The sequence below is a fragment of the Dactylosporangium aurantiacum genome (assembly GCF_000716715.1).
Classification (GTDB): Bacteria; Actinomycetota; Actinomycetes; order Mycobacteriales; family Micromonosporaceae; genus Dactylosporangium; species Dactylosporangium aurantiacum.
Genome location: NZ_JNYJ01000007.1, coordinates 306374 through 329744 on the forward strand (window position 1 = coordinate 306374; position 23371 = coordinate 329744).

A 23371-nucleotide genomic window follows, 5' to 3' on the forward strand; every position below is an offset into this window, starting at 1 on the left:
CGCCAGGAAGATCTCGGCCATCGCGCTGGGCGGTTTCGGGGCTTTTCGGGGTCGGTGCTAGCCGCCGCGTTGGGCGAGGTTGAGCCCGACGAGGATGCCGGCCGCGACGGCGAGGGCCACCACGATCACGCCGGCGGCGATCCACCAGGCGGTCGTGCTGCTCACCGGCGTGCTCGGCGCGGGCGCCGGGGTTGTCGGGCGGGTCGTCGGGCGGGGCGCCGGGATCCTCGGGGCGGGCTCGGGAATCCGCAGGGCAGGCTCGGGGATCCTCGGGGCGGCCTCGGGGGCGCTGCGGGTGGCGACGGCGGCGCTGCCGCCGAGGTGTTGGGGCTGCACCGGCGGAGGTGGGGGCTGTGCCTCCGCCGGTGCATACGTGCCGTCATCCGCGAACTCGTCGTCCTCGACGGTCGCCCAGGGGGAGGGGCGGACGGTCCAGTCGGCGGCGCGCGCGTAGTAGACCGGTGCCTCCGGGGGATGCGGGTCACCGCCCGGCTGCCGGGGTGGTGACTGGCGCGGGGCCGGCGACGCCGCCGGTGGAGGGGCCGGTGGGATCTGCGGTGCCGGCCGGTCCGGCGCGGTCGGTGCCCAGGGGGAGGGGTCGACCGGCCGGAGCTGCGGCGCTGTCCGGGAGCGTGGCACCTCACGCGGCGGCGGGAAGTAGATCCCGTCCTCCGTGTGGTCGTCGTCGCGACGCCTGTGGTGCCGGCCCTCGGTCATCGAGTTCCCTTCTCGTCGGCGAGGCCGCTACGCAGCGCAAGGATGAGGAAGCACGCTGCGGTCAACCTAGCACTGGGAACCGTCGATGTGTGACCGTGTGGCTACTGCCTGATCAAGGTGGGTTTGCGATATCTGGGGGATCGCGCAAAACCGACATTTTTCTGGAACCTCTCACATCTGGCGCCGGTCCGCCGAATGACCAGCACGTCCGGGCGGGTGGAGGGCTCTGTCGATGTCGGTCGATGTACGTGCGGTGCGGTCGCACCCGGCGCTGGGTGCTGCGCTGGTGCTCGCCGTGCTCAGCGCCGGCTGGCTGGTCGCCCAGTTGCCGCACGTGATCGTCCACCCGGCGATCGGCTGGGTCCCGGCGCCGATCAGCGCCGGCCTCGCCGCCGCGGAGTGCTTCCGCACCGGCCGGGCCACCGGTACGGGCGCCGCCGCCCGCTTCTGGCGCCACCTCGGCGTCGTCATGCTCATGCTGCTCGGCGGCATCCTCAGCAGCGCGGTGGACTCCCTCGTGGGGCCCGGCGCGCCGACCCAGCGCTCCAGCGGCGTCACCATGACCCTGTACCTGGGCGCCGTGCTCGTCCTCGTGTGGGCACTGCTGCGGCTGCCGGTACGCCGGCGCCTGATCACCTTCGGGCTCGACCTGGCCGTCGTCGTCTGCGCCGTCAGCCTCATGACCTGGTTCTTCGCCGCCCGGGGCTCCGTCGAGCTGGCCCGGGTGACCGGCACCGCGTGGGCCATCTTCGGCGTGGTCGTCCTGCTCTTCGCCGGCCTGCTCGCGGTGGCCAAGGTCGCGCTGGCCGGCACCGGCGGCATCGACCGCGCCGCGCTGTGGGTCCTCGGCGGCACCGTCCTCGGCGGCGCCGCCCTCGGCGCCGTCGCGCCGTTGCTGGAGTCGCGGCCGTACCTCAACGACTGCCACCTGTCGGTCCCGGTCTGCGGCGTCGGCATCGTGCTCGCCGCCCTCGTACAGCGCCACGCCGCGCCGGCCTCACCCACCGGCCCGCGCACCCCGGCCCGGCCCTTCAGCCTGCTGCCGTACCTGGCGGTGATCGTCGCCGACGGCTTCGTCCTGGCCGGCATCAGCCCCGACCAGCGCGAAACCCGCATCCTCGTCGGCGGCTCCGTGGTGCTCACCCTGCTCGTCGTCGCCCGCCAGCTGGTGTCCTTCTACGAGAACACCACCCTCCTGGCCCGCGTCGACGCCAGCATGCTGGAGCTGCGCCGCCACGAGCGCCGCTTCCGCTCCCTCGTGCAGAACTCCGCGGACATCTTCGCCATCACCGACGCCGCGGGCCGGTTCACGTACGCCAGCCCCAGCCTCCTGCGCTTCCTCGGCCTGCCCGCCGAGCAGCTCCTCGGCGACACCATCGACGGCCGCATGCACCCCGACGACCTCGCCGAGGTCCGCCGCCAGCGCCCCGCCCCCGCCGGCACCGCCACCGTCCAGCTGCGGCTGCGCCACGCCGACGGCGACTGGCGCTGGTTCGAGGTCGTCAGCAGCAACCTCCTGCACGACCCCAGCGTCCGCGGCATCGTCAGCAACGCCCGCGACATCACCGAGTCCCGCCGCTACCAGGACCAGCTCAGCTACCAGGCCTCCCACGACGCGCTCACCGGCCTGGCCAACCGCACCCTGTTCAACGACGCCACCGCCCAGGCCGTCCGCGCCGCGCAGACCTCTGCCTGCGGCCTGGCCCTCGCCCTCGTCGACCTCGACGACTTCAAGGCCATCAACGACCGCCTCGGCCACGCCGTCGGCGACGCCCTCCTCGTCGAGGTCAGCGAGCGCCTGCGGGCCAGCGTCCGCCCCGGCGACACCGTGGCCCGCCTCGGCGGCGACGAGTTCGCCGTCCTGCTCCCAGACGCCACCGCCGCCGAGAGCGCCCGCATCGCCGAGGCCTTCATCGACGCCCTCGCCGCCCCCGTCCGCGCCGCCGGCTACGAGCTGCTCATCCAGGCCAGCATCGGCCTGGCCCGGCACACCGCCGACTGCGACGCCAGCGACCTGCTCCGCCGCGCCGACATGGCCATGTACGCGGCGAAGGAGCTCGGCAAGAGCCGCTGGGTCGAGTACGGCCCCGAGCTGGACGCCCACGCGGTCGAGCACGCCCAGATCGCCGCCGAGCTCAGCCAGGCCCTCGACCGCGACGAGCTGTACGTGCTCTACCAGCCCATCGTCGGCCTCCCCGGCGGCGAGGTCCGCGGCGTCGAGGCCCTCGTCCGCTGGCGCCACCCCACCCGCGGCCTCGTCTCACCCGTCACCTTCATTCCCGTCGCCGAACGCACCGGCCTCATCGTCCCCATCGGCGCCTGGGTCCTGCGCCAGGCCTGCCTGCAGGGCGCCGAATGGGCCCGCACCCTCGGCGCCCGCGCCCCCTGGAAGATCAGCGTCAACGCCTCCGCCCGCCAGCTGCTGGAGCCCTCCTTCGTCGCCACCGTCGCCGCCACCCTCACCGAGACCGGCCTCGACCCCGCCCGCCTCACCATCGAGATCACCGAGACCGCCGTCTTCGGCGGCGGCCGCGCCCTCGACACCGTCCGCGCCCTCCACACGCTCGGCGTGAAGATCGCCCTCGACGACTTCGGCACCGGCCACTCCTCGCTCGGCCTGCTGCGCACCTGCCCCGTCGACGTGCTCAAGGTCGACAAGTCCTTCGTCGACGGCGTCACCGGCACCGTCGAACAGGAGGCGATCGCGACCTCCATCAGCGAGATCGCCCAGGCCCTGCGCCTGGAGGCCGTCGCGGAGGGCGTCGAGACAGCCCAACAGGCGGCGCGGCTGCTGGAGCTCGGCTACCACCTGGCACAGGGCTTCCACTTCGCCCGGCCGCTGCCGGCAGCGGAGATCGCTCCGCTGTGCGTCCCTGAACCGTCGCTGACCTGAGCTCCCCGGGCTTCCGGGATGAGCCCCGGGCTTCCGGGATGAGCCCCAGGCTTCCGGGATGCGCCCGAGGCGGGTCGCCACGACGGCCGTTGCCGGACTGGGCCAGGGCGGTGATCGGCCGCTGTGGTTGGCGACGTCGCCCGACCGGCACACGGCGGACGGCAAGACACGGACCGCCGCGGCGTCGAGCGATGTGTCGCTCGGCGGACGCCCCAGCGGCGGGCGGACCTGGCGCTGCCTCGGCCCCCCCTTTTCGTCGGGCCGGCCGCGACACCATGCGGAGCACCGGCCGACGACGGACAGATACCCGCTGGCGGACCGAGCGCAAGGGGAGATGCCCTCCTGCATTGCCGGCAGTCCGCCCAGCGGCTCTACGCGCCCGAGCTGCCCTGTCCGCACGGCTTATGTCCGCACGGCCTCTGTCTGAGCGGCCCCTGTCCGGGCCGGCTCTGTCCGGGCTGCTTTGCCTGGGCTGCTTTGCCTGGGCTGCTTTGCCTGGGCTGCTTTGCCTGGGCCGGGCTTGGTGCCGGGTGAGCCTGCCGGCTGGCCTGCTGCGGACTTGCGCTGGCCGCTTGCTACTAGCTGGTCTGCTGCTGGCTGGGCCTCCAGTCGGCTGGGCTTGCTGCCGGCTGGTCTGCTGCTGGTTGGGCCTCCAGTCGGCTGGGCTGCTGCCGACTGGATCTGCTGCCAGCCGGGCTGCTGTCAGCCGCACTGCTGCCGGCTGGGCTGCTGCCGGCTGGGCTGCTGCCGGCTGGTCTGCTGCCGACTGGATCTGCTGCCAGCCGGGCTGCTGTCAGCCGCGCTGCTGCCGGCTGGGCTGCTGCCGGCTGGGCTGCTGCCGGCTGGGCTGCTGCCGGCAGGGCCTCACGATAGACAGTCCTGCCGATGGCCGGGCCCGCTGGTCGGACGCCCCGCCGGCAGACGGGCGCGCCGACCAGCGGGCCCGCCGGTCAGCGGGCCCGGCACACCGGCGGACGAGGCGCGCCAGAGGGGGTGCGCGCCTCGTCCGCGTCCGGTGGGCCGTGTCGGAGTCAGCTCTGAGGTCGGGTCGGGACGGTCAGGCGGTGGTGCCCCACATCGCGGCGAACGCGGCCGCCTCGCCGGCCAGCCAGCGCTCGATCTCGCCCTGCTTGAGCGCCGGGTCGGGCCGCAAAACGTCGCCGCGGCGCAGGTCGACGAGGACAGGCGTGGCGTTGGGCAGGACGAGGTCCATGTGGCGGCTCATCAGGTGCAGGGTGGCGACGGCGGCCTCCTCCTGCGGCGGGTCCTCGTCGAAGTGCAGCCGGACCGCCTCGCCGTGACCGTCCGCATACCGCAGGCCGAAGTGCGGGTTGATCTTCACCGGGAGGCTGCCCAGCATGCCGAGGGTGTCGCGGGTCGGGGTGATCTCCACCTCGGACAGGTCGCCGATGGACTCGATGTAGCGCAGCGCGCCCGGGACGACCGACTCGTACAGCGGGCGCCACCGCAGGTTCACCTGGTCGACGACCGCGTTGAGGTAGGTGCCGCCGGTCCGGAACCGGATGTCCGCCTTCAGCGCCTTGACGAGCTGGCCGTGCGGGTTGAAGCCGGAGCCCGACTCGCGCTGGCGGCGCAGGCCACCCACGAAGCTCGCCTTGCGCGGGCCGGTGCGGCCGACATAGCGCGTGAAACTCAACAGGGTTGCGTACGGAACGGACCCCGGGGTGACGGTGGACACGGTCACTTGCGCTCTCCTCCCAGCCAACGAAACCGGCTCAAGAACCCCAGCTCAAGAGCGACTTTCGTACACACATTCTAATCGATCGGGGCGACATTTCCCAGTCGCCGGCAACAGTCTGTGAAACACATCGTTTAAGTAGGTAAGGTGGGCGCCATGACGACGTTCCACTGGTTCCTGCCGACGGCCGGCGACGGCGATCAGGTCGGCGCGGCGACCGTCGCCGCGGGTGCCGCCGCGCACGTGCGGGCCCCCACCGTCGCGTACCTGTCCGAGGTCGCCCGGGCGGCGGAGGAGGCGGGTTTCGCGTCGGTCCTGACGCCCGTCGGCGCGGGCTGCCTGGATCCCCTCGTCATGTGTACTGCGATCGCACAGCACACGACCACGCTGCGCATGCTGGTGGCGTTCCGGGCTGGGTTCACCCTGCCGACGCTGCTGGCCCAGCAGGCCCAGGCGTTCCAGTGGATCTCCGGTGGCCGGCTCGCCCTCAACGTCGTCACCGGCGGTGACCAGCAGGAGCAGCGGGCGTACGGCGACTTCGTCGAACACGACGGCCGCTACGCCCGCACCGCCGAGTACCTGCAGGTCCTGCGCAGCACGTGGAAGGGTGAGCGGTTCGACTTCCACGGCGACTACTACCACGTCGAGTGCGGCGGCCTCGGTACCCCGCTCGCCGACGTCCCGCCCATCTACTTCGGTGGCGCGTCCCCGGCCGCGGAGGACGTGGCGGCCCGGCACGCCGACGTCTACCTGATGTGGGGCGAGCCACCGGCCGCGATCGCGGAGCGGGTCGCCCGGATGCGTGCCAAGGCGGCCGAGCACGGCCGGACCCTGCGCTTCGGCCTGCGGATCCACGTCATCGTCCGAGACGACGCCGACCAGGCGTGGGCCGAGGCCGACCGGCTCCTGCGCGGCATGGACCCGGCGCGGATCGCGGCGGCGCAGGCCAGGTTCGCCCGGATGGACTCCGTCGGCCAGGCCAGGATGACGGCCCTCAACGGCGGCACCGCCGACGGCCTGGTCATCGCCCCCAACCTGTGGGCCGGCGTCGGCCTGGTCCGCGAGGGCGCCGGCACCGCACTGGTCGGCAGCCCCGCCGAGATCCGGGCCCGCCTGGCCGAGTACGAGGGCGTCGACGAGTTCATCCTCTCCGGCTGGCCGCACCTGGAGGAGGCCCACCGGGTCGGCGCCGCGGTGCTCGACCAGAGCCGGACCCCGGTCCCCGCATGACGCGACGGGAAGCCAGGGACCAGCACGCCGTCTCGCCCTGGAGGGCGCCCGCACCAGGTGGCGTCCGGCGCGCGTCGTCTCAGGACCTGCGGCAGCGCGCGAGTACGGTCGTCGCCAGACCCGGCGTGGCAGCGGGCACGCCGGGTTCCCGGCGGCCTGGAACTCGCCGCCCGCCACGCCGCGCCCGGAGAGCGTCCGGCAGAGTTCAGGCCCGGAGATGGTCGCGCGGCTCGTGCCAGAAGCCTGTCGCGGCTCCTGCTTGCGGATGGTCGCACGGCCCGTGCCAGGAGACGGTCGTGGCTCGTGCCAGGGGCCGGTCGCGTGCGGCTCGTGTCGAAGGAGCGTCACGCCGGGTGCGGCCCTGAGACGGTTGCGCATGGTTCGGCCGGAGGAGCGTCAGGTCCGGCTCGCGGCGGACGAAGCGTCAGCGCCTGACGAGCCAGACCGGTCGGCCGCGTCCCGAGCGCCACCGCGCCGAGCCCCGCCCGACCATCTCGCGGCCCACGGAAGTCGAGCAGCCCCAGCGCCGAGAACCGTCAGACCGCGCAGAGACCTGTCAGACCGCGCAGAGACCCGTCAGACCGCGCCGAGGACCGGCAGGTGGCGGCGAGGCGCTCAGCCGGAGATCAGGTCTGACACCGGTCCCAGCATGAGGCGGGTGCCGAACGCCAGCGAGGCGAGCGACACGACCACGAAGAACGCGACGAAGATGATCGCCGGCACGCGCGTCAGCCGCCCGATCTGGTCGGCGTCGGAGTTCGGCGCCTGGCGGCGGAACCGCGACTGCTGCAGCTCGAACACCGCCCTGACCCCGCCGAGCAGCATGAACCACGAGAAGGCGTACGCGAACGCGCCCTGCACCTGCGGCGAGCCGAACCACGAGACCCCGAAGATGATCGCGCCGGCGGCGACGACGGAGACGACGCCGTAGACGTTGCGGATCATGACGAGCATCGCGGCGAGCAGGATGAGCAGCAGCCAGAGCAGGATCGTGATGCGGCCCGCGCCGAGGATCGCGGCCGCGCCGAGCCCGAGCAGCGACGGCGTGATGTACCCCGCCAGGCCGGTCACCACCATGCCCAGCCCGTTGGGTCGCCCCTTCGACAGGGTCAGGCCCGACGTGTCGGAGTGCAGCCGGATCCCGGAGAGCCGCCGCCCGCTCAGCACCGCCGCCAGGGCGTGGCCGCCCTCGTGCGCGATGGTGATGAAGTTGCGCATGACCCGCCACGCCGGTCGTAACAGGACCGCCAGCAGCGCCACCACGGCCGTGGCGATGACGACCTCACGCGGAGGTGCGGGCAGGCGGCTGAATGCGTCGCTCAACACATCGAACACGAATGCAGAGCCTGCCACCTGACGTGTTGAATGAACAGCGTGGAGATCAGGCGCTTTGTCGACACCGACTGGCACGGCCGGGAACGCGGCGGCGAGCACGACGGTGGCGGGCACGGCGTCTGGGACGTGTGGCACGAGGTCGTCTCGGCCGGTGAGAGCTACGACAACGACCCCGAGTCCACCGAGCAGGACGCCCGTGCGCACTGGCTGCTTCCCCCGCCCTTCGAGGTCTGGGTGGCGGTCGAGGACGGTGAGGTGCTCGGCACCTACAAGGTCGGGCCCAACAAGGGCCGCCTCGGCGACCACGTCGCCAACGCCAGCTTCATGGTGTCGACCCGCGCGCGGGGACGCGGCCTGGGCCGCGCGCTCGGCGAGCACTGCCTCGGCCGGGCCCGCGAGCTCGGCTACGCCGCGATGCAGTTCAACGCGGTCGTCTCGACCAACACCGTGGCCCTGCGGCTGTGGCGCTCGCTCGGCTTCTTCATCGTCGGCACGATCCCCGACGGGTTCCGCAGCACGAAGCACGGGTTGGTCGACTTCCATATCATGTATCGGCAGCTGTAAAGGTCCGCGCCGCCCGGAAGGTCCCCCAACAGGGGAGTAATGCCTGGTAACGGTTGTGACCTTCATCTTGCATTCTGTACGAATACCCCGATGCGTACTCCCTCCGAAGCGCGCGACGACACCGACGACCACCTCCGGTCGCTCGGCGAGGACCTCACCGGTTACCGCATCGGTGACGCCTACCAGCTGATCGAGCCGATCGGTGGCGGCGGCACCGGCACCGTGTGGCGGGCCCGCGCCCTGCAGGGCGACGACGAGGTCGCCGTCAAGCTGCTGCGCGAGGACCTCATGGCGGAGCCGAAGGCGGTCAACCGCTTCGTCCAGGAGCGCGCGATCCTGCTCATGCTGCGCCACCCGCACATCGTGCGGGTCCGTGACCTGGTCACCGTCGGCACGTCGCTCGGCCTGGTGATGGATCTCGTCGACGGTGGCAGCCTCCGCGACCACCTGCACGAACAGGGCACCCTGACGCCGGCGTCGGCCGCGACGCTGCTCGCCCAGGTCGCCGACGCGTTGTCGGAGGCGCACCGGCGCGGCATCGTGCACCGCGACCTGAAGCCCGACAACATCCTGCTCGACCGCGACGGCGACGAGCCGCACACCCGGCTCACCGACTTCGGCATCGCGCGGGTGCTCGACACGCCCAGCATGACCACGCCGGGCGCGCTCGTCGGCACCGCGAACTACATCGCCCCCGAGACCGTCTACGGCGGGCGGCCCGCACCGTCCGCCGACGTCTACGCCCTCGGCGTGGTGCTCTTCGAGCTGGTGACCGGGCGGCCGCCCTACGCCGGCGGCCCCGCCTGGGCGATCCTTCGCCGGCACGTGGACGAGTCGCCGCAGCCCGTGGAGGGCATGCCTGAGCCGGTCTGGCGGGTCGTGCAGGCCTGCATGGACAAGCGCCCGGGCCGCCGCCCGTCGGCGAAGGAACTGGCGCACACGCTGCGCGTGGTGGCCAAACGCACCGCCGGTGACCCGCCGCTGCCGCCCCAACCCGTGATCCATGAGCTGCCCTCCTTCGACCCGCCGGTGCCGAAGCCCCGACCGCCGACATCATCGCGCTCACGTATGACAATTCTGGCGGTCGTACTGGCGGCGATCGCCGTCGTGTCCGTCCCCGCCTGGCGGGTCGTGCACCGGCCGAGCGCCGAGACCGCGACCCAGCGCACGGACCCGCCCCAGGCCGGCCCGGACAGCCAGGCGGCGAGGCGGGAACCGACCGCGGCGCCGGCGGCGGGCGGCAGTCGTACACAAGGCGGCGCGCGAATGGACGCGAGCGCGCCGACGCGGTCCGCCGGGCTCGTCGAGGCCATCGTGTGGGGCGGCTGGCAGTGCGCGGACCAGTACACCTGGGACCTCGGCCACCCGCTGCTGGCCCAGCCCTGTCATCAGCTCAGTGCGGCCGCCGTCCGCATGGTCGGGCACGCGCAGGCGCTGCCGGGCATCCAGGCCGACATCTCGATCTCGCTCGTCGACGCGGACACCGGAGCGGTCGTGGACGGGCCGCACGTGTGCCCGCAGCAGCTGTTCACCGACTTCGCCCCGAGCCACGACTGCGGCCCGTTCGACGCCACCCCGCCGCGTGGTCACCGGTACCTCGTGCTGCAGAAATGGGTCTACACCAACCGGGCGATCCTGCCCGGAGGAGAGGCCGGCGGCCCCGAGTTCGACTGGTAGGAAAAGCCGGCGGAATTGTCGTACCCATGTGGTGAGGTGTCGGCATGATAGCCATCGAGCCCCCCGGCCTCGACCAACTTCTCGCCGAGCACTGCGCGGACGTCGCCGCGCTCGCCCGCCACCTGCGTGACGTGATCGTGGAGGCGCGTCCCGAGCTGACCGAGCGGGTCTACAGCGGCTGGCACGGGCTGGGTTTCCACCATCCCGAGCGCGGCTATGTCGCCGCCATCTTCCCCGGCACCGACGGCGTGTCGGTCGGCTTCGAGCACGGCGCCGGCATGCCCGACCCGCACGGGCTGCTGCGCGGCACCGGCAAGCGGCTGCGCTACCTGCACTTCACCCTCGACGACGCCGCGCCGACCCACGAGCACCTGATCGAGTATCTGGACCTGGCCATCCCGTAGGCCGCCGGCCCGTTCGGCAGCTGTCAGCCGTCGGCCGCCACCGGCCGGCCGTCGGAGCGCACTGTCAGCCGTCGGCCGCCACCGGCCGGCCGTCGGAGCGCACTGTCAGCCGTCGACCGCCACCGGCAGGCCGTCGGAGCGCAACGCACGGCCGTCATCGGTGACGACCGCGCACTCATGGCCGGGCAGCTGGGCCAGCCAGTCGATGCCCGCCTCACCCATCGCGAGGGCCGCCGTGGCGTAGGCGTCCGCCGTGCCGAGTTCCGGCCCGACGACGGTCACCGAGCGCAGAGCGGCGGCAGGTTCACCGGTGAAGGGGTCGAAGACATGCAGACCACGTTCGTACGTGCCGGACGTCGCCACCGCCATGTCGGTCACCTCCAGGACCCAGGCCAACGACATCGCCTCCCACGGATGGCGCACCCCCACCCGCCACGCCGAGCGGCCCGGCGCCGCGCCGCGGACGAAGACGTCCCCGCCGGCGTTCAGGCAGTGGTGGGCGGAGCCGAGCAGCCGCAGCCGGTCGCAGGCCCGCTGCACCGCCCAACCCTTGACGTAGCCCGACGGGTCGAGCGCGCCGCCGGCCATGATGTCGAAGTAGCCCCGCGTCTCGTCCCACAGCTCCGCGCACCGGTCGAGGACCTCACCCACCATCGGCGAGCAGTCCTCCCGCCGCAGCTCGCCACGGCCGAGCCGGCTGATCTCACTGTCCGCCTTGTAGGTGCTGAAGGTGGTGTCGACCAGCCGCAGCCAGTCGAAGACCTCGTCGGCGAGGCGTTCCAGCTCAGGCACCGGCAGCGGGTCGGCGAGGTCGAGGCTCACCGCCATCCCCATCACGTGCTCGACGCGCACCAGCACAGGTCAGGCCCGCAACGCGCGATCGATCGCCGACTGCAGCGACAGCTTGTAGCCCGAACTGGTGTAGGTGGCCCCCGAGACGGTGTCGATGTCGGCGCTCTGCGCGGCCAGCGCCTCGGCCTTGAGCTTCGGCAGGGCGCTGTTGTTGATCTGCACGGACCGCGAGTGGTCGCTCGGCGAGTCCAGCACCTTGATGTCGGTGATCTTGCCGCCGGAGACGACGATCGAGAGCTCGACGTTGCCGTACTCGACGTAGACGCTGTTGCCGCCGAAGGTGCCGTCCTTCATGGTGGTGCGCGGCGGCTTCGGCGCGGCGGTCGTCGGCTTCGGCGCGCTCGTGGTCTTCGTGCCGCCACCCGCCGGCGGCGCGGCCGTGGTGGTCATGGTGCCGGCCCCGCCGTTGCCGGGCGGCATCGTCCCCGCCGGTGCGGGGCCGCTGGACGGCGGCGGCACCGAGCCGCTCGGGACGGGACCGGTCGCGCCGGCGGCCTGCGGGTCCACGGGCCGGTCGGTGGGGCTGCTGAAACCGGCCTTGGCACTCACCAGCAGGACCGTGCCCGCCGCGGTGCCCAACAGGGCGATCATCGCGCGTCTCACGAAGAACCAACTCTCAGCAACGGGAGCACAGCTCTAGAACTCGAAGGGGTCGAGGTGGATCTGCCGGCGCGGCACGCGCAGCCGCCGCAGCACCTGCAGCGACTGCGTGACCAGCCCGTCCGGGCCGCACAGGTAGATGTCGCGTTCGGTGATGTCGGGCACCAGCTCGCGCATGCCGGTCGGGGTGAACAGGCGGCGCGGGCCAGGATCGCGCCGGTCGCCGACCACGAACCACAGGGTGGCGTGCCGCAGCTCCGCGAGGTGCTCCAACTCGTCACGCAGGTGCAGGTCGTGCACCGCCGACGCCCGGTAGATCACCACGGCGCCGGGCGGCAGCTCCTCCAGCAGCGCGCGGATCGGCGCGATGCCGCTGCCGGCCGCGATGAGCACGGTGCGCGACTTGACCCGCCGGCTGGCGGTGAAGTCGCCCCACGGGCCCTCGACGAAGATCCGCACGCCGGGGCGCAGGTCACGCAGCGCGTTGGTGTGGCTGCCGACCGTTTTCACGGTGAGCCGCAGCCAGCGCCCGTTCGGCGCGGCGGACAGCGAGAAGGGGTGCGCCTGCCACCACAGTCCCCGCGACAGGAAGCGCCACCGGAAGAACTGCCCGGCCTGCGCGTCCAGGTCGTGCAGGCGGTTGCCGGTGATGTAGATCGACACCATGTCGGGGCCCTCGGCGACCACGTCCGCCACCCGCAGCCGGTGCCGCAGGTTCAGCGTCAGCGGCGCCACGACCCGCCCCCACGCGACGGCGCAGATCATGACGACGTAGAAGACGGTCCACAGCGTCCGTCCGAGGCCCGGCTTGAACAGCTCCTGCCCGTTGGAGAACTGGTGCGCGAAGCCGAGCAGCAACGCCAGGTAAGCGGTCAGGTGCAGGAAGTACCACAGCTCGTAGGGCAGGGCCCGGCGCAACCCGCGGATGCTCAGCAGGCCGATGCACACCAGCATGCCGGCCGCCAGGAAGGCGGTGACCATGTCCTCGTACTCGGTGAGGATCGTGCCGAGCTCGCTGACGAAGCCGACCCGGTCGGCGTAGGCGTAACCGACCGTGATCAGCGCCGCGTGGGCGAGGATCGTGATCAGCACCGAGCCGCCGAGCTCGCGGTGCCACAGCCCGAGGTGCCGGGCGCCGATCCAGCGCTCGAGGACGGACAGCCGGCTCATCAGGATGATCTGCATCAGCAGCAGGTAGCCGGCGATGAGGCCCGTGACCCGCCCCGCCGACTGGAAGATCTCGGCGGTCGTGTCGATCGAGCCGGGCTTCGTGCCCAGCCACCACGGCAGCAGGGCGAGCGCGAAGCCACCCCAGAACAGGGTGCGCAGCAGGAACCGTCCGGCGCCGTTGTGCTCGACGGGTCGTGCGGCCGGGGCGGCGAGGCTGCCGGCCTGACGCTGTTGCCGGGGGACGGTCATGCTTGATCTTGTCTCATGCGGTTCCACTGCCATTGGTCGTATCAGAACCCGCTGGCCAAGGGCCATGGGCTTAAGCCGGACTTCAACCTGCGCACAAGATGCTCGCACGAGCCACCGGGAGGCGCCCGCCTAGAATGACGCGATGCAGCGGTACTGGCGAATTGCCCTGATCGTCGTCGCGGTGGTGGCCGCGTTCGGCGCGACCGGGCTCGGCGTGGCCCTCACGCTCGGTGTCTTCGCCGACGCGGGGCGGTTCAAGGCCGCCCCCGGCTGCGCGGTGCTCGACGCGTCGTTGGTGGCGGCGGTCGTGCCGGCCGCGAAGGTCGAGGCCGACGGCGACAACTGCACCGCCGGCGACGGCAAAACGCAGCTCAACGTCGGCTTCACCGTCGTGCCGAAGAAGGGCACGGTCGGCGCGCCGGAGCTCGCGTCCCGCTACCTCGACGTGGTCGGCGGCTCCGGCTCGGAGCGGCTCGACGGCGTCGGCGACCAGGCGATCCGGCAGCGGGTCCAGGCGATCGGCCAGCCGCAGATCATCACGATGCGGGTCAGCAACCTGATCGTGGTGCTGTCGGTGGCCAACCTCGAGGGTGGGGAGCTGCCCGCGTCGGCGGACACGGGGCTCGTCGAGGTCGCCAGGTCGCTCGCCGCCAAGCTGAACACCTGACGCCCTCCGCCGCTGGGGAAGCGGACGCGCCGCGGATCAGGCCGCTGCGGTGGTACGGCATACCGGGAGCAGTCGGGCATGCCAGGAGTGGTTAGGCATGCCGGCAGTGCGGGTTGGTGGCGCTCGGCGGGATCCGATCGTCCTACGGTGTGCCCACGGCGGTCGCGAACCGTGACAACAGGCGTCCAGCCGCGTCGTGCGACCATCCGCGCCGATGAACGAACGAGCGGCCCGGGACATGGTGGCGAGTAAGGCTCGCGCCCGACTGCGACCAGGTGACGCGGAAACCGCCTTCGCGGACCGGCGAACAGCGGCCAAACCCCACCCGGTCAGCCCGCCCCGCGCACCCTAAACTCGCCCGCTCTGCACAAAGTCACATACCGCTCGAACCGGACATCTCAGGGGAGTTGGCGCAGGAAGCGGCCCGCGGCGTCTGAGCGGTCCTGGTAGCCGAGCGCCTTGTAGAAGGCATGCGCTCCCTCGCGGGTGCGCAGGCTGGTCACCTCGACGCTGTGGCAGCCGCGCATCAGGCCGAACGTCTCCGCCGCGGCGACCAGGCTGGTGCCGATCCCGCGGCCGCGGGCCGAGTCGGCCACGGCGAGGGCGACGATCCGCAGCCACGAGCCGTCCTTCTCGAACGACGGGATGATGTGCGCGGCGATGACGCCCAGGAGTCGTCCGCGCTCGTCCCAGACGAACGCCCCACCGTCGGGGTGGTCGACCCAGGAGCGCATGCGCCCGGCGATGTCGGTCCCATCCTGCCCATAGCCCAACTGCTCCAGCAGCATCGTCACCTGCTCGGTATCGTCGGTGGACAGCCGGCGCACCCCGCGGGCGACCTGCATACGGTAGGCGTGCAGCACGTCAGCGCTCATGAATGCAGCGTAGAACCGGCGCGGCCGTTTGTGTCGTCTTGAGCGCAGTCATTCACGTCCGGGGTGCACGTGCATCGTCCAAGTGTCACTTGACTGTTCCGGCGTTCGTCCTACCATTCGCACCCGCAAGTGCACGTGCTAGATGGTGCAGGAGTCGTCGGTACAGGCGTCATCGGCGGCGGGAGAGCCCAGGATCGTCAGCGACGACTGCCGCAGGGCCTGGTCGAACACCTCGGCCGGCTGGGCGCCGGAGACGCCGACGCGCTGGTTGAAGACGAAGAACGGCACGCCGGAGATGCCGTAGGCGCGGGCCGTCGCGATGTCGGCGCGCACGTCGGCCTCGTGGGAGCCGTCGGCGAGGGCCTGCTTCGCCGCGACCTCGTCCAGCCCGACGGCCGCGGCGAGCCCGGCGAGCACCGTCTGGTCGCCGATGTCGGCGCCCTCGGTGAAGTACGCCTGCATCAGCCGCTCCTGCAGGGCCGCCTGCAGCCCGTGCGGCTTGGCGAAGTGCAGCAGCCGGTGCGCGTCGAAGGTGTTGGCGGTGCGGGCGCGGTCGAAGTCGTACGCGAGGCCCTCTTCGGCGGCGATCTGCGTGACGTGCGCGAACATGCCCTTGACCTGCGCAGCCGACAGGCCCTTGCGGGCCGCGAGTGACTCGCCGACCGGGCGCGGGTCGCCGACCGGCGTGGACGGGTCGAGCTGGAAGCTGCGCCACTCGACGGTGACCTCGCCGTCGAACCGCGACAGGGCCGTCTCCAGGCGGCGCTTGCCGATGTAGCACCACGGGCAGACGATGTCGGACCAGACCTCGACCTGGATCATGCGCGCTCCTTACTCGTTGACGGTTCAACAATAGCGCGCGCTGGGATCCAGGCCGAGGCCCAGCGGGGTCACCAGTCGGAGTTGCTGCCGCCGTACCCGAAGATGACCTGGTCGAACGTGTTGCCGTCGTTGTCGTCGGTGTACGCGACGCTGACCTCACCCCACGGTGACACCGCGACGGCCTGCTGCTCCTGCCGGCCCGTCGCCGTCTGGGAGAGCACCTGGGACGCCAGGCGCCCGGTGCCGGTGCCGTCGGGGTTGAAGCCGCGGACCCACACGTCGGCGCCGGCCGAGAAGCCGACGACCGTGTTCGCCTGGTCGTCGACGCCGATGGACGGCGCGAGCGCGCCGTTGGCCACGAGCGTCTCGGCGTGCCGCGGCGTGCCGTCGGCCAGGAACGAGCGGGTCCACACGCCCGCGGTGCCCGTGTGGTCGGACTCCCACGCGACCCCGAACGCCCCCGAGAACGACGCCGCGATCGCGGGGTGGCGCTGCTGGCCGTCGCCGAGGCTGTTCGCCGCGCGGCGGGAGAGGTTAACCGTGCCGTTGGCCTTCGCCAGTCGTACGAGCGCGACATTGAAGAAACCGTTGGCGTCGGCGTCCTCGTCCCAGACCACCAGCGCGTCGCCGGACGCGGAGGCGGCGACGTCGGGCCGGTGGTGGCTGCCGGTGGTCTGCGAGGCGGTCACCTCGTACGCCTTCGTCGTCGGCCCGGTGTAACCGGCCGCCTTCACCGTGTGCGTGCTGCCCTGCACGTCCTCCCACACGACGCTGAACGCGACCGCGCCGGTGCTCGGCGCGCCGTCCGGGTCGACGGCGACCTTCGGCAGGATCTGGTCACCGGCGGTGTCGGCGTTGGCACGGCCCGACGCCGTGACGCTGCCGGTCGGGGAGACGACCCGGTAGGAGATGTTGAACACGCCGTTGCCGTCCGCGTCCTCGGCCCAGACCACGACGGCGTTGCCCTTGTCGTCGAGGCCGACGTCCGGGCTGATGTGTTTCCAGTCGGTACCGGAGGTGCCGCCGGCCGACAGCTTGAGCTCGTACTTGGCGACGCCGTCGGTGAACAGCCGCAGCCAGACGTCGGAGTGGTTGTTGTTCTCGGGCGTGGCGCTGTCCCGGTCGTCCTCCCAGACCACGGCGACCTGGCCGGCGCGGTTGGCGGCGATCGCGGGCGTGTCCTGGTCGCCGGTGGCGACGCTGTTGGCGGTGGTCCACGTCATCGACGCGGCGGCTGCGAGCGAGGTCACGGTCGCGGCGACCGTGGCCGAGGTGATGACTGCCATGCGGGGTCCTCCTACAGGGCCCGAAGGCCGGGCTGGCCGTCGAGGATCGCGAACGACTTCAGCGTGGTGGCGGGCGCGCCGTGCTCGGTCACCGTGGCGACCGCGCGGAAGTCGGCCCTGACCTGCGCGGGGCTGATCGTGGTCCGCACGTAGCCGCGCAGCCCGGAGTGGAACTTCAGGTGCGGGTTCGTGGCCACGTTCGGGATCGCGGTCGCCGCCGAGCCGTTGCCGCCGGACGTGATCGACGTGCAGACGAGCTCGGTGCCGATCGTCGCGGAGCCGCTGTTGGCGTAGTCGGCCTTGAGGTCGTTCGCCCACGCCGCGTGTACGTCGCCGGTCAGGACGAGCGGGTTGCGCACCGACCGGTCGATCCAGCCCTGCTGGATACGGGCCCGTGACGCCCGGTAGCCGTCCCAGGCGTCCATGCTGGCCGCGCCGCTCGCGTCGAACTGCCGGGCGAAGAACACCTGCTGGCCGAGGATGTCCCAGGTGCCGTAGTGCTGGGCGAGCCCGTCGAGCAGCCACGCCTCCTGCGCTGCGCCGGTCAGGCTCCGCGTCGCCGAGTCCGCGTCCGCGCACACCTTCCAGCCGTCGCCGCAGGCCTGGTCGTCGCGGAACTGGCGGGTGTCGAGCATGTGGAACGTGGCCAGGGTGCCCCAGCGGACCCGCCGGTACAGCGGGATGCTGTTGCCGGACGGTGCCTGGCTCGGCCGCAGCGGCATGTTCTCGTAGTAGGCGCGGTAGGCGGCGGTACGGCGGGCCGTCCACTGCGCGGTGGTCAGCGCCGGGCTGCTGTCGTTGCGCACCATGTTGGCGTAGTTGTTCTCGACCTCGTGGTCGTCGGGCACCACCAGCCAGGGCGCGATGGCGTGCGCCGCCTGCAGGTCCGGGTCCGACTTGTACTGCGCGTACCGCCGCCGGTAGTCGGCCAGCGAGACGATCTCGGCGCCGACGTGCGCGCGGACGCCGCCGGTGCCGGTGCCGCCCTCGTAGATGTAGTCACCCAGGTGCAGGATCAGGTCGGGCCGTTCCTCGGCCATGCGGCGGTACGCCGTGTAGTAGCCCGACTCGTAGTGCGCGCACGACGCGAACGCCATCACCAGGTCCCGGCCGACGGTGCCCGGCGCGGGCGCCGTGCGGGTCCGCCCGACGGGGGAGATGTGCCCCTGCGCGCGGAAGCGGTAGTAGTACTCGGCGTCGGGCGCGAGCCCGCCGGCGACCACGTGGACGGAGTGCGCGTCGGCGTACCGGGCGGTCACCGAGCCGGACGCGACGAGCGAGCTGAACGTGTCGGTCGTGGACACCTGCCAGTCGACGGTGACGTCGGCGTTCGCCATGCCACCCTGCCCGTCGGCGTTCAGCGGCGACGGGGCGAGCCGGGTCCACAGCACGACGCTGTCTGCGGCGGGTTCACCGGAGGCGACCCCGAGCTTGAACGGGAACGGGACGGCGGCCTGTGCGGCGGTCAACGGCAGTGCGACGGCCCCTGCGGTGGCCAGTCCACTGAGGACGAAGGTGCGGCGGCTGAGCCTCTTCATGCCGCATACTTTTATCACTGTCAATGAACGCGCGGTGTCCTGCAGCTATCCGCGGGCTGCATTCGACGTACGGCGCCACGGCGTTCGAGGTACGGCGCCACCGCCGTTCGACGTGCGGCGCCACCGCCGTTCGACGCTACCGGAAATACGCGTTGGCCCGCGTGGTGAACATCAGCGGCACCGCGGCCCACACGGCGGCCACGTGCAGCGTCCTGGCCCCGGCGATCGCCCACCAGGTGAGGTCCGCGCCGTCGGTGGCGGCGCTCAGCGAGTTGCCGTCCGCGAGCCACGAGACCGGTTCGATGACGAGCGACAGGGTGCCGACGACGCCCAGCACCAGCGCCAGGGCGAGCCGCGCCCACCTGCGCCCCGCCCGCATCCGCAGCGTGGTGAGGATCGCCGCGGCGTACACGGCGCACCGGAACAGTACCCCCGCCAGCGGGTGCTCACCCGCCTGGCCCGAACCGACCACGACGACGGTCTCGACGGCACCGAGCGCCACGGCGGCGATCCACAACCCGGCGGAGGCGCGCACCGCGACGGGCGGCCGGCCGGTCGACAGAAGAGTCATGCCCTTCACTGTTCGCCGTCGCGAGCCGTACGGCACACCCCCTGGCCACCGTCTTCGTGGTCCGGTTAGCCCCCGTACGGCCGCAGCGGTGCCGTAGCGAGGTGATAGAAATCGAAGAGGGTCATTGGCTACGGTGATCGTCCGCCGGACGGAACGTTCTTGGGAGCGACTTTGCGCATACTGAAGCGCCTGCTGGTGACGGCGACGGCCGTGGTGATCGCCGTGGCGATGACGCCGGCCGCCGCGAAGGCCTACGACACGGCATGGCACCGCACGAACCAGTATCTCGTCGCGTACCCGACCTACGCCAACGACCCGACCTGCGTGACCATCCCCATCGAGCTCGCCGAGGGGACCTACGAGCTGGGGTGGGACTGGGAGTTCGGCGGCTCCACCGTGTTCACCGGGACGTTCTTCCCGACCGTCCACCTCGAGCACGCGTGGTACACCTGGCAGAACTGCCTGTACCCGAAGAGCGGGTTCTACCTGCAGACCGTCACGCTCACCAGCCAGTACCATCCGAACGCCCCGGTGACGTCCCAGACGCCGATGTACCCCAGCAAGGACGGCATCTGGCGGTGGGGGTCGTACCTCGCCTACGTCTCGGCGAGTTGAGCTGCCGCCATGCCGCGTCTGCCTGACCACTCGGCACGTCACGCCATGTCATCCCGGCGGTGCGGTGGACGGTGACCGGGCTCGGAGACGGACGAGCCCGGTGCGGCGTCGGTGAGATGCCGCCGGCACCCCTGCGACCACCCTCAGCGAGGCGTCGTTCATTTGGTCCAGGCCGGACAAATGGCCTGGTCAGTACGGTGCGCCCGGTAGGGATCGAACCTACGACCTTGGGATTAGAAGTCCCCTGCTCTATCCGCTGAGCTACGAGCGCATGTCGTCGGACAGGCTACCGCTTGCGGCGGAGGATTCGCTTGTGGGGAGCCAAATCGACGTTCCCAGGACAGCATTCATCGCCCTGGGGCACAAGCGGGTTCCGTTGGCGCGCGGCGCGGTTCGCAGCGGAAGGCGGCACGATCACGCTTCGGGTCGTTCGGATCACCTTTCGTTGTTGATCTCTGAGGGCGGAGTGGAGACTTACCGCGGCGGGCGTCGGTGAGCGCGCGTTCGCCTTCACCAGGTCAAGGCCGCCCGGGTTCTCGGGCGCATTGTCGCAGCGACGGAGGTCCGCCAGCCGACAATTGCCCACGGTCGTGCTCTGCGCATGCCTGGCGGTGCCACGACGCCGGTCCAGCGGTGCACGACGCCGGTCTGGCCATCACTCGACGCTGGGCCGGTGGTGCCGCGACGCTGGGCCGGTGGTGCCGCGACGCTGGGCCGGTGGTGCCGCGACGCGGGAGCCGGCGGTGGGTCGTGACGGCTGATGGCACGGCGTCACGACCCACCTGGTGCCTCAGGCGGGCACCGGAACCCGCCCGCCCCGGCTACGCCGGCGCCGGTTGCCGCTCGCCTCGCCCGGCTCGGCCGGCGTGGTGCCGCTGTCCGGGTCACCCGAGCCGTCCGACTCGTCGTCGGCGTCCTCCTCGTCCGCCGCGCCGCCCTCCGTGAGCTGCGATGCGTCGTGCGGGACGACACCGCCCTCCATGAGCTGCGACGCGTCGTCGGGGACGGCGTCGGCCGCCGTGAGCTGGCCGGCGTCGGCGGGTGCGGTGAGACCCGCCATCGCGGCGAATGCCGAGCCGTCGAAGGCGGCGCTGACCGCGCTGTCCAGCTCGGCCAGGACGTCGTCGGCGAACGGGTCGTGGCTGAGGTCCGGGGCCGGCTCCTGCACCGTGGTGACGAAGCCGCCCAGCTCGGCGTCGTAGTCGCGCTGGCGGGGCAGGTCGTTGAACGCCGCCACCGGGGTGGACGGCTGGCCCGCGATCCGGGTCTCCGCCAGCTCGTCGTCGATGGTGCTGGTCGACGTGTTGGCCCGGACCCGGGCGAACTTGGCCCGGCCGCGGGTCAGGTCGTGCCCGACAGTGGCGGCCTCCAGCTCGTAGCTGACCCGCTTGACGTGCTCCTCGGTCTCCCAGGTCCGGCTCGACAGCCGTCCGGTCACGATGACCGGGTCACCGACGTGGACGCAGCGCATCACGTTCTCCGCGAGCTGGCGCCAGCAGTTGACGCGCAGCCGCAACTGGTCGCCGTCGACCCAGCGCTCCTGGTGGCGGTCGTAGCGCCGGGCCGTCGCGGCGACCTTGAAGTGGGTGACCAGCTGCCCGCCCTGCTCGATCCGCCGGCATTCAGGCTCGTTGAGCACGTTGCCGACGATGGTCATGGTCGTCTCGTTCATGTCCGTCTCCCTCCCGTGTTCTGGACTCGGGATGGAGCATCGGTCAGGTCGGGTCGTCGGCGCTCGCGGCCGGGGCCGGATCTGTGGATAACCGACCGCTTGTGGACAACGTCGCGTCAGCGTTGATGGTGTGGTACGCGCACGCGGTACAGCATCAGAACGCAGCGTGGGCGAGGTTCTGGGTGAACACTTCCCAGGCCCCGTGGCGGCGCACGAGCAGTTTGCGGGACAGCAGATGCGGGTCACCGGCGAAGAAGACACGGTCGATGGCGCGCCGGACCTTCGCGAGGCCGGGCGGGGATTGCGAACCGGTCACGATCACCACGTCGCGCGCCGGGACGCCGACCACGAGCTCGCCGGGCACGGCACGCTCCAGACCCGCCCAGAACGCCTCGGCGAGCAGCAGCGTCGATGCGATCCCGTCGAACTGGAGCATCAGCGCAGGCGGCTGGCCGTGGACCTGCGCGGCGCCGAGGCGGGCGTCGAGGTTGTGCGCGGCCTGGCGGCGCAGCATCCGCCTCGGCATCTCCATACGCTGCAGGTCGGCCCAGGTGACGAGACGGTCCCCGAACGGCGGGCCGTAGCTGTAGCCCACTCCGAGGCCGCCCATGAACTCGTCGAGCACGGGCGCGTGCACGTCGTCGCGGCGGATGTCGCGAAGCGGTGCAAGAACGGGGAGGAGCGTGAGCTGCACGCATGCAAAGTAGGACGGTGACCGATGTGAGACAAGCTCTTGTTTTTGCACTATTTGCTTGCTAGTGCGTCCGTGGGCCGCCGCGAAAAATTGTCGGTGGGGGTCGGTAGTGTCCCGCGCATGGTGCTTCGACGACTCCAGGCCGACGCGATCGGCATGCTCCTGGGCGGCGTGCTGGACGCGATGTTCGGCGATCCGCGCAGGTGGCACCCTGTCGCCGGGTTCGGGCGGTTCGCGGGCGCGGTCGAGCGGCACACGTATGCTGACGCGCGGCCGGCGGGCGCCCGGTTCACCGCCGTGGCGGTCGGCGTGCCGGTCACCTTGGCAGCGCTGGCGGCATGGCTGACCCGGCGCAGGCCGGTCGCCCGCACCGTGCTCGTCGCCGGCGCGACCTGGGCCGCGCTGGGTGGCACGAGCCTCGCCCGGGAGGGGCGCGTGATGGCCGACCGGCTCGACGGCGGCGACCTGGACTCGGCGCGGGCGCAGCTGCCCAATCTCTGCGGCCGCGACCCGTCGGCGCTCGGGGCGCCCGAGCTGGCCCGCGCGACGGTGGAGTCCGTCGCCGAGAACACGTCGGACGCCGTGGTCGGTCCGCTGTTCTGGGGCGCGGTCGCCGGGTTGCCGGGCATTGTGGGGTACCGCGCGGTCAACACCCTTGACGCGATGGTCGGGCACCGGTCCGCCCGGTACGCGAGGTTCGGCACGGCGTCGGCGCGCCTCGACGACCTGGCCAACCTGGTGCCGTCGCGGGTCACGGCGGCGTTGACGGTGGCCGCGGCGCCGGTCGTCGGCGGGCGCTCCGGTGCGGCGCTGCGGGTGTGGCTGCGCGACGGTGGGCGGCACCCGAGCCCGAATTCCGGGCAGTGCGAGGCGGCGGCCGCGGGGGCGCTGGGCGTTCGGTTGGGCGGCCGCAACGTGTACGGCTCCCGGGTGGAGGAGCGGCCGCACCTCGGCGACGGCGGGCCACCGGGCCCGCGTGACGTGCGGCGGGCGGCGGTTCTGTCGCTCGTCGTCGGCGCCGCGGCCCTGGGACTCGCCTGCGCCGCGAGGGCAGGAGCCACAAGGGCGGGAGCCGCAAGGGCGGGAGCCGCAAGGGCGGGAGCCGCCACGGCGGAAGCCGCGGGGCGTGAGCTGTGAGTGCGGAAGCCGTGCGGCGGCGGGGCGCAGATGTCGGACGCACGACGGGGAAAGGCGCGGCGGGCAACGTGGCGGACACAAGTGCGACGGGCAGAGGTCGTGCC

Annotated in this window: 21 protein-coding genes and 1 tRNA gene; 8 read left to right on the forward strand and 14 right to left on the reverse strand. The window is 72.1% G+C overall.

Annotated features, from left to right (window positions below; genetic code table 11):
• Positions 1 to 57: 57 nt before the first annotated feature.
• On the reverse strand, positions 58 to 717 hold the full coding sequence (locus tag OP18_RS10105) for a hypothetical protein (RefSeq protein WP_033358480.1): 660 nt from the start codon (positions 715 to 717) through the stop codon (positions 58 to 60).
• Positions 718 to 949: 232 nt separating this feature from the next.
• Between OP18_RS10105 and OP18_RS52215 the strand changes: the two genes are divergently transcribed.
• Positions 950 to 3610 (forward strand): putative bifunctional diguanylate cyclase/phosphodiesterase, encoded by a 2661-nt coding sequence (locus tag OP18_RS52215; RefSeq protein WP_156089396.1) that lies wholly within the window; start codon positions 950 to 952, stop codon positions 3608 to 3610.
• Between the two features lie 1057 nt (positions 3611 to 4667).
• On the opposite strand, the gene OP18_RS10115 is transcribed toward OP18_RS52215, so the two are convergent.
• The gene (locus OP18_RS10115) at positions 4668 to 5315 is read right to left on the reverse strand and encodes a hypothetical protein (protein WP_033358481.1); all 648 of its coding nucleotides are present in this window, start codon (positions 5313 to 5315) and stop codon (positions 4668 to 4670) included.
• 150 nt (positions 5316 to 5465) lie between these two features.
• Between OP18_RS10115 and OP18_RS10120 the strand changes: the two genes are divergently transcribed.
• Positions 5466 to 6539, forward strand: coding sequence for an LLM class flavin-dependent oxidoreductase (locus OP18_RS10120; RefSeq protein WP_033358482.1), 1074 nt, complete (start codon positions 5466 to 5468; stop codon positions 6537 to 6539).
• A 615-nt stretch (positions 6540 to 7154) separates the two neighbouring features.
• Here OP18_RS10120 and OP18_RS10125 read toward each other — a convergent pair.
• Entirely contained in the window at positions 7155 to 7874 is a 720-nt protein-coding gene (locus OP18_RS10125) for a M50 family metallopeptidase (protein WP_211273483.1), read from the reverse strand.
• A gap of 39 nt (positions 7875 to 7913) precedes the next feature.
• On the opposite strand from OP18_RS10125, the gene OP18_RS10130 reads away from it, so the two are divergent.
• The 3 genes from OP18_RS10130 to OP18_RS10140 all read left to right on the forward strand — a co-directional run bounded on the left by OP18_RS10130 (position 7914) and on the right by OP18_RS10140 (position 10519).
• The gene (locus OP18_RS10130) at positions 7914 to 8438 is read left to right on the forward strand and encodes a GNAT family N-acetyltransferase (RefSeq protein WP_245635319.1); all 525 of its coding nucleotides are present in this window, start codon (positions 7914 to 7916) and stop codon (positions 8436 to 8438) included.
• A 90-nt stretch (positions 8439 to 8528) separates the two neighbouring features.
• On the forward strand, positions 8529 to 10115 hold the full coding sequence (locus OP18_RS52220) for a serine/threonine-protein kinase (RefSeq protein ID WP_052386473.1): 1587 nt from the start codon (positions 8529 to 8531) through the stop codon (positions 10113 to 10115).
• A 44-nt stretch (positions 10116 to 10159) separates the two neighbouring features.
• Entirely contained in the window at positions 10160 to 10519 is a 360-nt protein-coding gene (locus tag OP18_RS10140) for a DUF1801 domain-containing protein (protein WP_033358484.1), read from the forward strand.
• A gap of 105 nt (positions 10520 to 10624) precedes the next feature.
• On the opposite strand, the gene OP18_RS10145 is transcribed toward OP18_RS10140, so the two are convergent.
• The 3 genes from OP18_RS10145 to OP18_RS10155 are packed head-to-tail and all read right to left on the reverse strand — an operon-like array spanning position 10625 to position 13390.
• On the reverse strand, positions 10625 to 11371 hold the full coding sequence (locus OP18_RS10145) for an FAD:protein FMN transferase (protein ID WP_389250998.1): 747 nt from the start codon (positions 11369 to 11371) through the stop codon (positions 10625 to 10627).
• A gap of 9 nt (positions 11372 to 11380) precedes the next feature.
• Positions 11381 to 11962, reverse strand: a complete 582-nt coding sequence (locus OP18_RS10150) for an FMN-binding protein (RefSeq protein ID WP_052386474.1) — start codon at positions 11960 to 11962, stop codon at positions 11381 to 11383.
• Positions 11963 to 12007: 45 nt separating this feature from the next.
• Positions 12008 to 13390: a ferredoxin reductase family protein gene (locus OP18_RS10155; RefSeq protein ID WP_033358486.1), complete on the reverse strand. Its 1383-nt coding sequence runs from the start codon at positions 13388 to 13390 to the stop codon at positions 12008 to 12010.
• Positions 13391 to 13532: 142 nt separating this feature from the next.
• Between OP18_RS10155 and OP18_RS10160 the strand changes: the two genes are divergently transcribed.
• Complete coding sequence (locus OP18_RS10160) at positions 13533 to 14057, forward strand: hypothetical protein (RefSeq protein ID WP_033358487.1); 525 nt, start codon at positions 13533 to 13535, stop codon at positions 14055 to 14057.
• A 398-nt stretch (positions 14058 to 14455) separates the two neighbouring features.
• Here the strand turns inward: OP18_RS10160 and OP18_RS10165 are convergent, their stop codons facing one another.
• The 5 genes from OP18_RS10165 to OP18_RS10185 form a co-directional block, all read right to left on the reverse strand.
• Positions 14456 to 14932: a GNAT family N-acetyltransferase gene (locus OP18_RS10165; protein WP_211273484.1), complete on the reverse strand. Its 477-nt coding sequence runs from the start codon at positions 14930 to 14932 to the stop codon at positions 14456 to 14458.
• Between the two features lie 138 nt (positions 14933 to 15070).
• Positions 15071 to 15754 carry a DsbA family oxidoreductase gene (locus tag OP18_RS10170; RefSeq protein WP_063745467.1) on the reverse strand — a complete coding sequence of 228 codons (684 nt, stop codon included), beginning with the start codon at positions 15752 to 15754 and terminating at the stop codon, positions 15071 to 15073.
• A 68-nt stretch (positions 15755 to 15822) separates the two neighbouring features.
• Positions 15823 to 17040, reverse strand: a complete 1218-nt coding sequence (locus tag OP18_RS10175) for a hypothetical protein (protein ID WP_033358488.1) — start codon at positions 17038 to 17040, stop codon at positions 15823 to 15825.
• An 11-nt stretch (positions 17041 to 17051) separates the two neighbouring features.
• On the reverse strand, positions 17052 to 18578 hold the full coding sequence (locus tag OP18_RS10180; protein ID WP_033358489.1) for an alkaline phosphatase D family protein: 1527 nt from the start codon (positions 18576 to 18578) through the stop codon (positions 17052 to 17054).
• Between the two features lie 136 nt (positions 18579 to 18714).
• Positions 18715 to 19149, reverse strand: a complete 435-nt coding sequence (locus tag OP18_RS10185) for a hypothetical protein (RefSeq protein WP_063745468.1) — start codon at positions 19147 to 19149, stop codon at positions 18715 to 18717.
• A gap of 171 nt (positions 19150 to 19320) precedes the next feature.
• Between OP18_RS10185 and OP18_RS10190 the strand changes: the two genes are divergently transcribed.
• Positions 19321 to 19764, forward strand: coding sequence for a hypothetical protein (locus tag OP18_RS10190; RefSeq protein WP_033358491.1), 444 nt, complete (start codon positions 19321 to 19323; stop codon positions 19762 to 19764).
• Between the two features lie 198 nt (positions 19765 to 19962).
• On the opposite strand, the gene OP18_RS10195 is transcribed toward OP18_RS10190, so the two are convergent.
• The 3 genes from OP18_RS10195 to OP18_RS10205 all read right to left on the reverse strand — a co-directional run bounded on the left by OP18_RS10195 (position 19963) and on the right by OP18_RS10205 (position 22130).
• Positions 19963 to 20035 (reverse strand) — tRNA-Arg (locus tag OP18_RS10195).
• A 519-nt stretch (positions 20036 to 20554) separates the two neighbouring features.
• On the reverse strand, positions 20555 to 21436 hold the full coding sequence (locus tag OP18_RS10200) for a single-stranded DNA-binding protein (RefSeq protein WP_033358492.1): 882 nt from the start codon (positions 21434 to 21436) through the stop codon (positions 20555 to 20557).
• Between the two features lie 154 nt (positions 21437 to 21590).
• Positions 21591 to 22130, reverse strand: a complete 540-nt coding sequence (locus OP18_RS10205) for a DUF1444 domain-containing protein (protein ID WP_156089397.1) — start codon at positions 22128 to 22130, stop codon at positions 21591 to 21593.
• 120 nt (positions 22131 to 22250) lie between these two features.
• On the opposite strand from OP18_RS10205, the gene OP18_RS10210 reads away from it, so the two are divergent.
• On the forward strand, positions 22251 to 23267 hold the full coding sequence (locus tag OP18_RS10210) for a cobalamin biosynthesis protein (protein WP_052386475.1): 1017 nt from the start codon (positions 22251 to 22253) through the stop codon (positions 23265 to 23267).
• Positions 23268 to 23371 lie beyond the last annotated feature (104 nt).